Source organism: Citrobacter sp. RHBSTW-00887, assembly GCF_013728095.1.
In the GTDB taxonomy this organism is placed as follows: domain Bacteria; phylum Pseudomonadota; class Gammaproteobacteria; order Enterobacterales; family Enterobacteriaceae; genus Citrobacter; species Citrobacter braakii.
The window spans coordinates 83,818-99,754 of the sequence record NZ_CP056267.1; the positions used below are offsets into that span (position 1 = coordinate 83,818).

Below are 15,937 nucleotides of genomic sequence, written 5' to 3' on the forward strand. Positions count from 1 at the left end.
AAGCGTCTCGCTGTATGATAGAGACGGAATTTTTAATGCAGATAAGAGAGCTGTTTACCAAACAACTGGATCGCCCAATCAATGGTGTGGTGAAAGCCGAGCAGCTGGATGAGCAAATCATCTGGACTGAGCTTGACGAGTATGTGGTGACCCGTGAACTTGACCGCCACCTTCGTCACTTTTTTGAGACCTACCTGCCTGGTGTCAGCCATCCAGATGATCCTAGTGTGGCGGGTAAAATTGGGATTTGGGTATCGGGTTATTTCGGTTCCGGTAAATCTCACTTTATAAAGATCCTCTCTTACCTGCTCGGTAACAAGAAAGCTGTTAACAATGGCCAAACAAAAGCTGCCATCGAGTTTTTCAAAGAGAAAATCAGCGATCCCCTTCTTTACGGTGATATCCACGCTGCAGTTAACCGCAATACTGAAGTAATTCTCTTTAATATCGACAGCCGCGCAGATACTGAAGACAAAGAAGATGCCATTCTCAAAGTTTTCTTGCGCGTCTTCAATGAGCGCCTGGGATATTGCGCTGACCATCCTCATATCGCACATCTGGAACGTGAGTTAGATTCCCGTGGCCAATACGAGCCATTCAAAGCAAAATTTGCTGAACTCACGGGCTCAAGCTGGGAAGAACAGCGTGATGCCTATGGTTTCTGTCGTGATGAAATGGCAAAAGCCTGGGCCTATGCTACCGGCCAGTCAGATGCCTCATCGGTGCAGAGTATGGAAAATCTCGAATCCATGTTTACTCTCGACATTGCCAACTTCTGTAAATGGGTGCGGGAGTATCTCGATCGTAGCGATCCATCTGGTGACAGTAAACGCATGGTCTTTCTGGTAGATGAGGTCGGACAGTTTATCGGCAACAACACCCAGATGATGCTCAAACTGCAGACGATAACAGAAAATATCGGTACCGCTTGTGGAGGCAGAGCTTGGGTAATCGTCACTTCACAAGAAGATATCGATGCCGTACTAGGAGATCTTAGCGCTAAAAAAGGCCAGGACTTCTCCAAGATCCAAGGGCGTTTTCACACAAGGATTTCCCTCTCCTCGTCCAATACCAATGAGGTAATACAGAAACGTCTGCTCGAAAAAAGTGAAGACGCTAAAAACTGCCTGGCAGAATTGTTCAGTCAAAAAGGCGACATTCTTCGCAACCAGTTGACCTTTGATACCAGCACTACAGCTGAGCTTGCTAACTACAGTGATAATGTTGAGTTTGTTGATCACTACCCTTTCATTCCCTATCAGTATCTGCTGGTACAAAAGGTCTTCGAAGCAATCCGCAAAGTGGGGGCTACCGGTAAACATCTCTCCCGTGGTGAACGTTCTCTGCTGGATGCATTCCAGAATGCCGCACGCCAGCAGATGAACAAAGATATCGGTGTATTGGTGCCTTTCCATGCCTTTTATCCGGCAATCGAATCTTTCCTCGATACCAACGTTAAACGCATCTTCGAACAAGCGGCTGAGAAAGCAAGCCTCGATCCTTACGACATTAATATTCTTAAATCGCTGTTTTTAATCCGCTATGTCGATCTGATCAAATCCACCATTGATAATCTGGTCACACTCTCTATTGAAGAAATAGATACCGATAAAGTGGCACTGAAAAGCCGAATCGAAGCCAGTCTACAGCGTCTTGAAAACCAGCTATTGATTGTCAGAAATGGCGATGAATACGTATTCCTGACTAACGAAGAAAAAGAAGTCGAGCAGGAGATCAAACACACTCAGGTTGAAGCAACTGAAGAGAACCGGCAACTGGCCCGGTTGGTGTTTGAAGAGGTAATGGGCAATCGCCGTCAGTATCGCTATCCGGTAAACAAGCAGGATTACCCTCTGACTCGCTTTTGTAACGGTCACTCTATAGACGGCAGCCAACAAACAGATCTGGTGCTCAAAGTCATTTCCCCACTGGATGCCAATTTTGACAGTTATAACGAACAATCCTACAAGGCACTGAGCCAAGAAGGGAATGGTTGTATTCTGGTACGCCTGTCGAGTGAGAAGCGGATCTGGGCTGAATTTGATACTTGGTTGAAAACCGAGAAGTTCCTGGCAGGGATACGAGGTAAACGACCTGAGCAAGAGAAATTGCTGGCAGAAAAAGCACTCGAAAACACCCAGCGTCGCAGCCGTCTGAAATTACTATTCGATGATCTGGTGAAACAAGCACAGATATTCGCACTAGGTAATGAGCTGCAAAGTAAATCGGCTAGTGTCAGCAATATGCTTGATGAAGCTTGTGCCTACGTAATCGAAAACTCATTCCAAAAGCTCTCTTTACTACAAAGCTGTGGTAACAACCCGGTGCAAGAGCTGAAGTCGGTGATCATGGCCGATGACATGGCACAGCTAAATATAAATCTCGGTGAACAAGACCCCAATGCTGCTGCAAAAAAGGAGATTGAACTCTTTTTAAATGTCGCAGATGAAAAAAATCAGCCGGTCTACCTTAAAGAATTGTTAGAGCGATTCAGTGCTCGTCCCTTCGGCTGGAACCGTGACGAAGTAATGCTACAGGTGACTCATCTGGTCTTGCTTGGTAAGGCTGCGCTATCTACACCGAATGGTGATTTGCCCCTCAAACGCAGCTACGAACATTTTACCTCGGTACGTAGCCACAGCACACTGCGTATTCGTCGAGTACGTCAGCATACAGAACAGCAAGTAGCTAAAGCGGCTAAACTGGCGAAAGATATTTTTAATAAACCCTTCGAGAGCAGCGAAAAAGAGCTGGCGAATAAGCTTCTTGACGTACTAGGCGAGTGGCAGCGATTAATTAAAGAATTTGATTTTAAAGCTAAAGATGGGAATTGCCCTGGCAAAAGCACCCTGCTTACCGGCAGTCGATTGATCGCCAGCCTGCTTGAGCTGGGCAACAACAGTTATGCCCTAATCGATGGACTCTGCCAGCAGAGCAACGAATGGCAGGATTTTGCCGAAGATTTTGAAGAAGTCGAGGAGTTTTTCACTCGTCAGTTTGATATCTGGCAACAGTTGCGTCGAGCCCTCAACGATCAATTCAAATCCAATCGCCATGCACTGGAGCAAAACCCAGAAGCGGCTAAAGCATTATCTGCACTGCAGGCTATCTACGATGATAAATCCCCGTATAGCAAACTGCGCCAGGTGGGATCGTTAATTGATCAACTCATCGCCATTAACCTGCAACTGGTAGAACAGAAACGTGCCGCGGCTTTGGAAGCGATCAATGCAACCCAGCAAGGTGTTGCACCGCTGGTTACTGACTTACCAGCTGAGTTACAAAACCAGGCAATGCGTCCCTTTAATCTGTTAAAAGAACGGGTCAGTAACAGCTTATCCTTACATGAGATTGTTAGCCTGCAACAAGAGGCTGATGATGAAGAAGATAAGGTCTTAGAACTGATCAACCGCTACAGCGCCGAACTTCAAGCTCGTCTGGAAGCGGAGCAAGCCGCAGCACGGAAAAAAGCGGCTGAACCGCCTAATAGCGATGCGGGTACTTTGCGAGAACCGGATCCATCAGGCTCGCCAACTACTATTGCGAATAACTCTGCTGCGACAGTGGTTAGCCACAAACCAATACCTAAACCTATCGAACTGGTTTCACCCGCAGAATTACTCGGTGCCAGCCATATCTTTATAGAAACGGAGCAGGATATCGACACCTATCTCGCGACACTTCGCAGCCGTTTACAACAGGCAATAGGTCAGGGTAAAAGAGTGCGGATCAAATAGTGTTGCGCCCAAAAGCAAGGATGTAAAACGCTCGGCCCCTTTTCTCATCAAAAGGGGCGTAAAGAGTGCTTCGAACACAACCATACGGGAAGAGATAAAACATGTACCAAACCGGTGGCACCATCGAAACGCTGCTGAACAAAGTTGAACAGCATGAATATATTTTGCCTGCAATCCAGAGAGAATTTGTCTGGCGGCCAGATCAAATCTGCCAGCTGTTTGACTCTCTACTACAAGGCTACCCGTTTGGTACCTTCCTGTTTTGGAAAATTAAAACTGAGAATCTGCGTCAGTATCAATTTTATGATTTTATGCGTGACTACCACCAGCGTGATCAAGTCCACTGTAAAAAACTAGATATCATCGGTGAAAATGATCGCATCGCGGTTCTAGATGGCCAGCAGCGAATGACAGCACTAAACATCGGGTTACGCGGTTCCTATAGTTGGAAAACTCAGGGTAAATGGTGGTCCAGTGCAGACGCCTTTATCGAACGTCGCCTCTATCTCAATCTTTTTGAATGCACAGACCCTGACAGCGGAACTCGTTATGAGTTCGAGTTCTTGAATGAGGATGAGGCAAGCCACAACGATGAACAACACCATTGGTTTTTAGTCTCCCGTATTCTCGGTATGAATGCCTATGACGTAATGATGTCAGTCATGGAAATGAAAATGCCAGATGAACGCAAACCAGCAGCAGGTAAAGTGATTTCCCGTTTTCATGACATCATTCACAATAAACCTTTGATCAGTTACTACCTGGAAGAAGGTCAGGAGCTATCCAAGGTTCTCAATATCTTTATCCGTATGAATAGTGGCGGAACAACACTCTCCTATTCAGATCTACTGCTCTCCATCGCCGTAACGCAATGGAGCACGCTGGATGCGCGTGATGAGATTCACAAGCTAGTAGATGAAATGAACCAAATAGGTAATGGTTTTTCCTTTAGCAAGGACCTGGTGCTCAAAGCAGGTCTGATGCTGAGTGATATCGGCAGCGTTGGGTTTAAAGTCGAGAACTTTAGCAAAGAGAACATGCGCAAGCTGGAAGATAATTGGGAATGCATCCGTAAAGCTTTACTTCTTGCAGTCAATTTACTCAGCAGTTTCGGCTTCAACAGTTACAATCTGGGAGCAGACAGTGCCCTACTCCCCATAGCCTATTACCTCTACCATCGAGATCTGGATAACCGCTACCTATCCCGTAGCGAGTATGCTGCTGATAGGCAGGGGATCAGAGGTTGGCTAATTCGCTCTATCCTTAAACAATCCGGTATTTGGGGAAGTGGTCTTGATACGCTTCTGGCTAGCTTGCGAAGCAAGATCAAGGAACATGGTCAGCAAGAGTTTCCTTTGATAGAAATATCGATTGCAATGACAGAACGTGGCAAGAGCTTACGCTTTGATGAAGAAGAGCTACAGTCGTTGGTTGAACTCGACTATGGTAACCGTCGAACTTTTGCCTTGCTATCTCTGCTCTTTCCGGGACATGACTTCTCCCATCACTTCCATGTTGATCACATATTCCCTAGAGCCCGCTTTACCAAAAGCCAACTGAAAAAGATAGGGATGACCGATGAAACACAGATTGAAGAGTGGATGATCATGGCTAACCGGCTACCTAACCTACAGTTGTTAGAAGGGGGCCAGAACAATGAAAAACGTGAGAAGTTACCGCATGAATGGTACGAAGTGATGTGGCCGGAGCCAGCTGCCCGTGCCAATCATCTTCACTTACAGGCAATCGACTCACTTCCAGAGACTTTGGCTGGATTTGAGGCGTTCTATCATAAGCGTCGTGAAATATTATTGGCGCGTTTACGTCACCTTCTTAGTGAACCTCTTACGGCATAATTTCTTTTTCAGGTGAGTTACAACTCATCCAACATTGTATTCTGAATGGTGGGATACCGCCCGGATAAACCAATTTGTGAGCCTTAATGAACACTGCCAATTTAAAAAAAATAGCCCCTCGGGCTCGTACAGCATTTATCACAGCGATCAAAGCACGCGCTGCTGAATTTGGAATCACTGCCAAGGGCCATATTGAGCCGGTAATTAGCGGTGAAGTTTTGCAAGTTGCTGGATTTACCCATCCAGCCAGTTGTGCCTCTGCCCTTAAGCGCCTGCAACAACAGCTTGCAAACGATAGTTATGAGACTTTAATAGAGCATGTCGCATACACTTGGTTTAACCGCTTCTGTGCCATCCGCTTTATGGAGCTGAAAAGCGAAGAGGGATATTTAGAACACGGTGTACGTCTGCTATCACACCCTTCTCAGCCACAGGGTTTTGAAGTGTTGGATCGCGCCCCTGAGGTGATCGATTCCCTGATAACAGAAGGTGTGGCTTTGGATAAGCCCGCTCTGTTGGACTTGTTACTGGCAGGTAATGAGCAGGAGACTCTCTTCCGTGAGCTACTTCTCGGCCAATGTCACCGACTGCATCAGGCAATGCCATTTTTGTTTGAAGCCATTGATGATGAAACAGAACTCCTGTTGCCTACAGGCCTTACCCGCACTGATGCCTTCTGGCGCGAACTGGTAGATGAGATCCCAGAACTTGACTGGCAGCAAGTAGAGGTTATCGGCTGGCTTTACCAATTTTACATTAGTGAGAAAAAAGAGCAGGTCATTGGTAAGGTGGTCAAATCCGCAGATATTCCTGCCGCTACTCAGCTGTTCACGCCTAACTGGATAGTACAATATCTGGTGCAAAACTCGGTGGGACGTTACTGGCTGCAAACCTATCCTGAGTCCACACTCAAAAGCACGATGCCCTACTATATCGACCAAGGCGAGCAGGCTTCCGAGGTAGTGGCACAACTGGTTGAACTTACAACCGCCAGCATCGAACCTGAATCAATACGCGTACTCGATCCAGCCTGTGGGTCCGGCCATATTCTGGTGGAAGCCTATAATGTGCTCTATCGAATTTATGAAGAACGCGGTTATCGGAGCCGCGAGATCCCAGTGCTAATACTTAAGAATAACCTCTTTGGACTCGATATCGACGACCGCGCTGCACAGCTGGCGGGTTTTGCTTTGCTAATGCGTGCCCGTCAGGATGATCGTCGTCTGTTTTCTCGTAACAATGGTTGTGATATAGACCTGAATATTTACGCCCTACAGGAAAGTCGACACCTCAACATTCAGAAACTTTGGCAAGCACTTAATCTCAATGCTGATGCGCAGCATGGCCAGACTCAAGATCTACTTACAGTAGTCCAAGCTACAGATGACCCCCGTCTGACGCTTCTAAAAGACCTGCATCAGCGTTTTCTTAATGCCAAAACACTGGGTTCCTTAATTAGTATATCTACTGAACAAGCCTCAGCTATTGAGGAGCTCTATTCCACGATTCAGGAACTCAGCAAAAATGGCGATAATATGCAACGACCTGAATCTAAAAAACTATTACCGCTACTAGCACAAGCTCGCCTACTAGCTAAACGCTATGATGCGGTGATCGCAAATCCACCGTACATGGGCAGTAAGGGGATGAATGCGGATCTGAAAGAGTTCGCTAAGAAGCAGTTCCCTAATAGCAAGTCAGACCTGTTTGCCATTTTTATCGAACGAAATCTGGATTTAACCAAAGAGTCAGGTGTGGTAGCGATGATCACCATGCAAAGCTGGATGTTCCTTTCTTCATACGAGTCATTGCGTACCCGAATTTTGAATCAACACACTATCCTGAGTATGACCCATCTTGGGGCAAGAGGATTTGATAGTATTGGTGGAGAAGTCGTCTCAACTACTGCATTCGTATTAGGAAATTTTCACCTTTCAAGCTATCAGGGCACTTATCTCCGTTTAGTGGATGGAAACTCTGAAGCAGAAAAAGCAGCCATGTTTAAAGCAGCTATTGCTTAAAGAAATAGGGCTTAAGCAGATAATGTCAAACTCTAACCTCCACAAATTGACTCGCGCCGAGTTAGCCGACATCTATGAAAAATTGGTGCTCTATTACGAGCAGCACCAGGGGCTAACATCTGAACTGTTATCAACCCAGGTTAAAGGATATCGCAAGTTAAAGAGTGGACTTAGTCTACAAATCCAGCCTTTCTCGACTGAAAAAGAGCTGGCGACATCAACCCTACCTACTGCAGATAACAAGCAAAATCTGATCTGGTTCCATAACGCGAAGAGTAACATTTTAAAGAGTATTTTTTACCATCTGCGAAATGCAGCTGCTCATGCCGATATTGAACGAGTTGCAGGAAATCCAATCCGGTATCACATTGAACATCGTTATAAAGGCCAGCTAAAACTCTTCTGTCAAATGAAAAAAGACTGACTTCTGGTGCTTTGTTGATACAGCTAAAAATCTGAAAAAAAAGCAGTAGCAAAACGAAAATAGGGAAAGGAGACACGATATGGGTTTTACATTAGAAGATTTAGGGCTCGCTTATCGTAGGGCTAAAGTAGACCTCTATTACTCGACAACTCCGTCGCTATTTGCCATTGCTGACTACGAGGATAAGCTGCAGATTAACCTCACCGATTTGCAAGAACGAATCAATGGAGAAGCTCAAGATTGGATACACACCCCAGATTTTCTAGGGGGTTGGTCTCTGGTCCCAAAAGCCATTAAAACGGAGAAAACAGATGACAGCACAGGACTAATTTTCGCATCACCTGATGATGAATGGCAGAAGATAATAGAAGCTGGAAAAGAAGTCACAGCAGAATTTCGTTTGATGGCCTGCTGCAGTTTGGACTTCCATGTCCTTTCAGCTCTTTGGATGCTCAAGGTGGGTTCGCTTTTTGATAAAAAACTCAGTAGCAATGTCTATGGCAGCCGATTACGCCGTAATCGCCATGATCAAATTAACGAACTAGCACTGGGATCATTTACCCCTTACCTCAAACCTTTTCGCGACTGGCGTGATGGCGGCATCAACGCTATGCGTTCAGCACTGCAAGATAAAAAAGAGGTCTTAGCCCTTACAGCTGATGTGAGCAGTTTTTTCCATGAACTAAATCCTGGCTTTATGCAAGAGCCTGCCTTTTTACAACTGATCGGCGTCGAATTGGATCAGAGTCAGACGAAACTGCACCAATTGTTTATTACTGCACTGGAAATCTGGGCAAAATTGACACCTCTCGGAAAAGGCTTACCCGTTGGTTTGCCAGCCTCTGCTATTGTTGCCAATGCAGCACTCTTTAAGCTCGATCAGTTTATCGAACAGCAGCTTGTTCCACTCTACTATGGGCGCTATGTGGATGACATCCTGTTGGTGATGGAAAATACCAGTAAGATAAAAAATACGCATCAGTTCTGGGATTGGATCTTTAATCGGGATGGCGGTAAAGAGTTATTTAAGTGGGAACATTCTGATAACTCAAAAGAACAGGCTATTCTTTTCAAGCCTGATTACCTTGAAACATACTTCAGTCGTATCGTGTTTACAAACAACAAAAATAAATTATTCGTTCTTTCTGGCGCGGCTGGTATCGCTTTAGTCAATGCTATTACTGAGCAAATTAATCAACGAGCAAGCGAATGGCGCTCGTTACCTAACCTTCCTGATTCAGCTGACTCAGTGGCAACCGATCTGCTTAAAGCAACCAGTCATATTGGTGAACAAGCCGATAATCTGCGTAAAACTGATGCTTTGACACTGCATCGCGCCAGCTTCGCTCTCAATCTGCGTGATTATGAAGCTTATGAGCGCGATCTTCCGCCTGATTCCTGGAAAGAACACCGCCATGCTTTTTTTGATGCGGTAACAGGTCATTTGCTTACGCCGATAAAATTCTTCGAACTGGCTCAATACCTGCCACGTATCATTCGCATGGCTGTCGCATGTGAAGATTTTAGCTATCTTGGGAAAATGATTAAGGCTCTTAATAAGCTAACGGAAACGGTCAAAGATCATTGTACTATATCGATTAAGGCTCTGCAGTCTTCTCTTCAATATCAAGAATATGAGTGGTGGAAAACACTTTTCGATGCTGTTGCTGAAAGCATTATTTCATCTTTTCCACACAAGCTATGTGCTGAAGGAAAGAATGCCTGGGATGAATTCCGTAATACTTTGCAGTTTAAAAAACACTTAGAATATAGTCTGTTAAAACTTGTCAGCCACAGTGGTCTACAGGGAGCTCATACCCGACTATTCAGTTACGATCTAGCGCATATTCCACTTCGCTTCATCGGCCTGCCCAAAGAGATGGTGAGTCAGCGAGGTATCATTGCACGCAGCAAATTAATCACCTCAGATGCACATGAGTTACTTCATGGTGACATAGTGGAAGGTATCCGTATTCTCGTCCAGTGGCTCAAATTTAAAAGAGGGATTCCAGCAGGTTTAATTTTTGCTACTCGCCCTTTTAGCCTTAATGAGTTGTATTTGATAGCACCAGACCCGTTTAATTCGCTTCACTGCGCTAAGCTGAGCCAGGTGATGCAGGCTCTACGCGGTTTTGAGCTGACTGAGCACAAAATGCCGCATTGGAATAAAGGTAAGAAAATACTTCAGATCCCTGATGGCGAACCTAAACCTAAGCATACAATCGCGGTATCTAGCTGGGAAACTAGTGGGACGAGTTTTGTCGCAGCGGTGATGGACAAACCCGACCCTGATAGTCGTCGCCGTTATCAGCGACTTAGTCGTCTGATCAATGAACTGATCTCCAGACCTGATAATAGTGGATATCTCATTTTACCGGAGCTGGCTTTACCGCCGCAGTGGTTTATCCGCATAGCCCACAAACTTAAGGGACGTGGTATTTCATTTATCAGTGGTGTGGAATATCTGCATGCTCCGAAAAAGCGCGTACGCAATCAGGTTTGGGCCTCGCTGAGTCATGATGGTCTGGGCTTCCCGTCTCTGATGCTCTACCGACAAGATAAGCAGCGACCTGCATTACATGAAGAACAGGAACTCTTCCGCCTTGCAGGTCTTGAATTAAGCCCTGCCACACAATGGACACAACCCCCGATTGTGCAACATGGCGATTTTCGTTTTGCATTGATGATCTGCAGCGAATTGACCAATATTCGTTATCGGGCAGATCTGCGCGGTAAAATCGATGCGTTATTTGTACCAGAATGGAACCCTGATACCGACACGTTTAATGCATTGGTAGAATCCGCTGCACTTGATATCCATGCCTACATCATCCAGTGTAATAATCGCCTTTATGGGGATAGCCGTATTCGTGCACCATACAAAGAACGCTACCAACGCGACTTAATGCGCGTGAAAGGTGGTAATCACGATTACTGTGTCACCGGTGAAATTGACATCACGGCCTTGCGCCAGTTCCAGTCCAGCCACCGTTCACCAGGAAAACCCTTTAAGCCTGTTCCGGATGGATTTTCTCAGGATATGGCCCATAGCAGAATAGAATTACCGAAAGGAGACTCATAATGAGCCTAAAAGAAAAAAACACTGTTAACAAGTGTTTTTATCGTGCATCTTCGAAGGATTTTAAAATAATCCCAGGGAGTCCTATTACATATTGGATTAGTAAAGAAATATCTAAAACATTTGAAGGAAAAACACTTTCTGACTTGGTAATAACCGAGGGGCAAAATAAAACCGCCAATAATGATAAATATGTCCGTTTTTTTTGGGAAGTAGACACAACCACAATTGGAAAAGGGCTACACTGGTTACCTTATGCTAAAGGTGGTGAGTATCGAAAGTGGTATGGAAATATCCAACACATCGTTGATTGGACTGACTTGGCAAGAAATCACTTCCGGAAAGATAGTTCTTGCAGGATTATCGCGGAGGCTTTCTGGTACAAAGAAGGGATTACATGGACCGATATTACATCAGGGGGAGCGGCATTTAGATTTCTTCCTGGAGGAACTACATTTGACATGTCTGGCCCTACAGCCTTTTTCGAAAATCATGATGAAATTTATAAATGTATAGCTTTGCTTAACTCTTGTTATACTGAGTACTTGCTTCCAGTGCTGAATCCAACACTTCATGCCCAGCTTAGAGATATCAAATCAATCCCTGAGTTGGCTTTAGCAAAAAATAATACTCGTTGTAGTATTGTTAGCAAAAAATGTATTCAAATTGCAAAAGACGATTGGGACTCCTTCGAGACATCTCTAGAATTTAAAGGGTTAAGCATTCTCAAAAAAATATCCCTTGGAGCAAAAATCATTACCACTTTCCAGAATACATACGCTCATTGGATCAAGATAACAAACGAACTAAAACAGTTAGAAGAAGAAAACAATCATATATTTATTGATACCTATTGCTTACAAGATGAACTAGTAGCGGAGGTTCCGCTTCACAAAATAACGCTCACCTGTAACCCGTACTATCGCTATGGCAGTAATCTGACCGAAGAAGAACGGAAAGCCAGACTTCAATCGGATACCATCGCAGAACTTATCTCTTACATCATCGGTTGTATGATGGGACGCTATTCACTGGATCGCGAAGGAGTGGTTTATGCCAATGGAAGAAACGAAGGTTTTAAAACACTAACCGAAGAAGGTGCTTATACCCGTTTCCCTGCAGACGTCGATGGTATTCTGCCGCTAACTACCGAAGCTTGGTTTGAAGATGATATTGCCGCTCGAGTTGTAGAGTTTGTCCGCACAGTCTGGGGTGTTGAGCATCTAGAAGAAAACCTGCAATTTATTGCCGATAGCTTGTGCTTAGCTGCGATCAAGCCAGTGAAAAAAGGAGGAGAAACCTCACGCGAGACTATTCGGCGCTATCTCTCGACCCAATTCTTTAAAGACCACCTGAAGACCTATAAAAAACGCCCGATCTACTGGCTATTTAGTTCAGGTAAAGAGAAAGCCTTTGAATGTCTGGTCTACTTGCATCGCTATAATGAAACTACCCTCCCGCGCATGCGTACCGAGTATGTCACGCCTCTGCTCGGCCAAATGGATAGCCGTATTGACCGCCTACGTCTGCAACAGAATGAAGCAGAAACAGCCGAAGCCAAACGCATCGGTAAAGAGATCGATAGCCTGACCAAACAGATTACCGAGCTGCGTTCTTTTGACGACCAGCTCAAACACTATGCTGATATGAAGATCCAGCTCGATCTCGACGATGGCGTTAAAATCAACTACGCCAAGTTCGGTACTTTATTAGCTGAAGCGAAAGCTATTACTGGCGATAAAGCCGAGTAATTTCAAAAGGATAAAGCGGGTTCGCTTATGTCTCCGCTTTATCACTTTGTTCTCAATATTCCCCTGTACAAATCAGTTAGATTAGATATTGAATCTTTAGCATGTGGGATTCAGTCACTCACCAACGTTCAGAGTTGGTATAATCATCTTCAACATTACACGCTACCGCCGATTCACAGCCATGGTGCTGATGGCTTAATTATTCCGAGACGTACTGATGGATATCACTCAGCTTCAAACCGGGCTTAACAACAAATTCACCGCAGATCGGATTGTTTTCTGGCACGACCCAGAACAGAGCTTTACTGCACAGCTTACAGAGCTCACCATACTGTGGAACGGGTTGCCAGTAACAGTGCTCAATATGGCAGAGCAGTCACAGCTTCAAACTCGCAAACGCATTGAAATCGATGAACCCATGCAGGGGTTCCTTCTCTACTGGCCCAGTTCAGAACCATCACCAGCTAAAGACTGGTTGCTCGATATACGTCGTTATAGCACCACTTTTTATGCTGATGCAGCCTCAATTCTGCTTAATGACCTCGGTCTCGCCAATATGGCGCTCCGCGACCACATCGCGTCACGTAAAAGCTTTTTCGCCAACAAAGAGCGTACTGCTGCCTTTAAACGTCGCCTGGACGGCCGTGGCGGTATAGAAGATCCGCTATCACTTGATATGAAGATGATAAGTGTCGTGCTGGCCTGTCATGCTCAGATTGCCGAAATAATGAAAAGCATTGGCGATCGGTTACTTGAGAATGCTGAAACCGCTCTTGCTCCGCTAGAACAGCATGGATTGCTGCCTGGATTTTGGCATTTAATGAACCTTGAATATGGATACCATACAGCTGAAGGGACAGAACCGTCACTACGCGAACTGATTCGTAAGTTACTAGTGAGTGAATGCTACGAACAGCTTGATACCAAAGAGCGCCCTGTCTGGCTACAGTCACAACTATTAGCCACTCCCACCGGACGTGCGAATGCTATGGCTCTGCTATCTGGTTGGCGTGATTCTAACCAGTACAGCAGCAATTTTGCCGACATATCTGCACAGGTAGCGGATCAGCTCGAACTTGCTTCACGCCTGACAGCGCAAGATATCTGGCTCTGGGGAGAAGTCGAAGGCTTTGAAGCGGTCGAACAAGGTTTGATCCGTGAGCTGATTTCTGGATTAAATAACGGTGACTTGAAACTGAATCGAGTAGAGTTTGCCCAACTAATCTCTCGTCGTCGACATGGATTCTGGGCCAGAACTGTACCTAAATATGCATATATTTACCAGGCGCTGCAACAAGCTGAATTGTTGCTAGAACTACGCCGTTCGAAACCGGATGGTTTTCATTACACTTCAGCGCAAGAAATGTATCTTGCCTATGAAGCTGAATTGTTCCAGTTTGATGCAGCCTATCGCCTGTTTAATGAAGCGCTATTACATCTGCAAGGACAGTCGGTAGAAGTGCTGGCAGTACTGGCCAGTAAAATCGAAGATTTGTATGTGAACTGGTATCTGTACCAACTGGGACTGACATGGGATGGCTTGCTAGTTAAAGAGCAGTTGCTTGATAACTGGCAACTTGGCCTCCCTTCTCAGCATCGCTTCTATGATACAGTCATAAAACAACGCTTTGCCCAAAGCGGCGTCAAGCGCCAGTTTGTTATTATCAGTGATGCCTTGCGCTATGAAGTTGCTCATGAGCTCCAGGGACAGATAAATGAAGCCAAGCGCTTCACTGCGCAGCTCAAGAGCCAGCTCGGGGTACTACCTACCTACACGCAACTTGGCATGGCCGCCTTACTCCCACATCAGCAACTAGACTATGCCGCTACCAACTCAACAGTATTAGTAGATGGACAGAGCAGCGCGGGTTTAGAAAATCGCAGCACTATTTTAAGTAAGGTAGGTGGTATAGCGATTTCGGCCAAAAGTCTGCTGAGCTGGACCCGGGCAGAAGCTAACGAGGCGGTTGGTGACGCAAAGGTAATCTACGTCTATCACGATGTCATCGATGCTCAGAGTGAATCTCAGAAAAGTGAGCTCAAGACATTCATTCATGCCCGCCAGGCTATAGACGAACTGAATGGACTCATCAACAGAATTATCAATGGGTTTGGCGTTACTCGCGTAGTTATCACAGCCGATCATGGATTCTTATTCCAACAGGCCTCAGTTGAAAACGGGGTAAAATCGCCTCTGAAACACGAACCATCTGGAACTCTGGAAGCTTCAAAACGCTATCTCCTTGGTCGCAATTTACCAACAAACGAAGATGTCTGGCATGGGCAATTGCGTAATGTTGTTGGTGGTAACTCTGATGTGGAATTCTGGCTTCCGAAAGGAGTGAGTCGTTTCCATTTTGTTGGTGGAGCCCGCTTCGTCCATGGTGGTGCAATGTTGCAAGAGGTCTGTGTTCCAATACTTGAAGTACAAGAGCTGCGTGGCAAGAAACAAACTCTGCATGAAAAAACCAAAGTCGACATAGTTCCGGCATACCAACCCATTAAGCTGGTAAATGTGATCGATAAAATCCGCTTCCTGCAGACCGATGCCGTCGATGAACGTCATAAATCAAGAATGGTTCGTTTCTCGGTGGTAGATAGTTCAGAACAAACCGTGTCAGCTATTGAGAAGCTACTCTTTGAAGCGACCTCAAGTAATCTGGATCAGCGCCAGCAAGACGTGCGTTTAAAACTGACCGGTGCTCAATTTGACCGCAAGGCGCAGTACCAATTGCTGCTCGTTGATGATGAGGATGGTATTGAAATGGCACGCTATCCAGTCACTATTGATTTGGCAATCCAGGATGAATTCGGTTTTTAATGGCTCGCAAAATAGCGATCCTGCGGATGTGAACAGTAAATTCTAATGTTGGGTACCAGCTAATCAGTACCCGGGAGCAATACCAGATGCCACATGATGAGATAAATCCTACTGAAGGTGAGTTTGTAGGAAAGGAAACCGCGCAAGAGCCAGCGGTGAATGTCACACATATCACGAACAATGTAGTCATCCAGCAGATGGACGTTTACACGGAGAAGCTTGCCCAGCCGAGCGGAACTACTGTTGAT

General features: G+C 45.5%; 7 protein-coding genes. All 7 read left to right on the forward strand.

Annotated features, from left to right (window positions below; translation table 11 throughout):
- Positions 1-14 precede the first annotated feature (14 nt).
- The 7 genes from brxC (at position 15) to pglZ (ending at position 15,689) form a co-directional block, all read left to right on the forward strand.
- Positions 15-3,737, forward strand: a complete 3,723-nt coding sequence (gene brxC / locus HV314_RS00425; RefSeq protein WP_223374968.1) for a BREX system P-loop protein BrxC — start codon at positions 15-17, stop codon at positions 3,735-3,737.
- 101 nt (positions 3,738-3,838) lie between these two features.
- Positions 3,839-5,593, forward strand: coding sequence for a DUF262 domain-containing protein (locus tag HV314_RS00430; RefSeq protein ID WP_079805578.1), 1,755 nt, complete (start codon positions 3,839-3,841; stop codon positions 5,591-5,593).
- Positions 5,594-5,679: 86 nt separating this feature from the next.
- Positions 5,680-7,614: a BREX-1 system adenine-specific DNA-methyltransferase PglX gene (pglX, locus tag HV314_RS00435; protein ID WP_131380339.1), complete on the forward strand. Its 1,935-nt coding sequence runs from the start codon at positions 5,680-5,682 to the stop codon at positions 7,612-7,614.
- Between the two features lie 22 nt (positions 7,615-7,636).
- Complete coding sequence (locus tag HV314_RS00440) at positions 7,637-8,038, forward strand: hypothetical protein (RefSeq protein WP_139818375.1); 402 nt, start codon at positions 7,637-7,639, stop codon at positions 8,036-8,038.
- A 79-nt stretch (positions 8,039-8,117) separates the two neighbouring features.
- Entirely contained in the window at positions 8,118-11,120 is a 3,003-nt protein-coding gene (locus HV314_RS00445) for a reverse transcriptase domain-containing protein (protein WP_131380335.1), read from the forward strand.
- Positions 11,120-12,868 carry a BREX-1 system adenine-specific DNA-methyltransferase PglX gene (gene pglX, locus HV314_RS00450; protein ID WP_131380333.1) on the forward strand — a complete coding sequence of 583 codons (1,749 nt, stop codon included), beginning with the start codon at positions 11,120-11,122 and terminating at the stop codon, positions 12,866-12,868. The genes HV314_RS00445 and pglX (HV314_RS00450) overlap by 1 nt, the downstream gene beginning before the upstream one ends.
- A gap of 217 nt (positions 12,869-13,085) precedes the next feature.
- Positions 13,086-15,689, forward strand: a complete 2,604-nt coding sequence (pglZ, locus tag HV314_RS00455; RefSeq protein WP_131380331.1) for a BREX-1 system phosphatase PglZ type A — start codon at positions 13,086-13,088, stop codon at positions 15,687-15,689.
- The last annotated feature ends 248 nt before the right edge of the window (positions 15,690-15,937 follow it).

Bases quoted from the DNA above. Each gene is read 5' to 3' on its own strand.
- pglX (WP_131380333.1), top strand. From the start codon at position 11,120: ATGAGCCTAAAAGAAAAAAACACTGTTAACAAGTGTTTTTATCGTGCA.
- HV314_RS00440 (WP_139818375.1), top strand. From the start codon at position 7,637: ATGTCAAACTCTAACCTCCACAAATTGACTCGCGCCGAGTTAGCCGAC.
- brxC (WP_223374968.1), top strand. From the start codon at position 15: ATGATAGAGACGGAATTTTTAATGCAGATAAGAGAGCTGTTTACCAAA.
- pglX (WP_131380339.1), top strand. From the start codon at position 5,680: ATGAACACTGCCAATTTAAAAAAAATAGCCCCTCGGGCTCGTACAGCA.
- HV314_RS00430 (WP_079805578.1), top strand. From the start codon at position 3,839: ATGTACCAAACCGGTGGCACCATCGAAACGCTGCTGAACAAAGTTGAA.
- pglZ (WP_131380331.1), top strand. From the start codon at position 13,086: ATGGATATCACTCAGCTTCAAACCGGGCTTAACAACAAATTCACCGCA.
- HV314_RS00445 (WP_131380335.1), top strand. From the start codon at position 8,118: ATGGGTTTTACATTAGAAGATTTAGGGCTCGCTTATCGTAGGGCTAAA.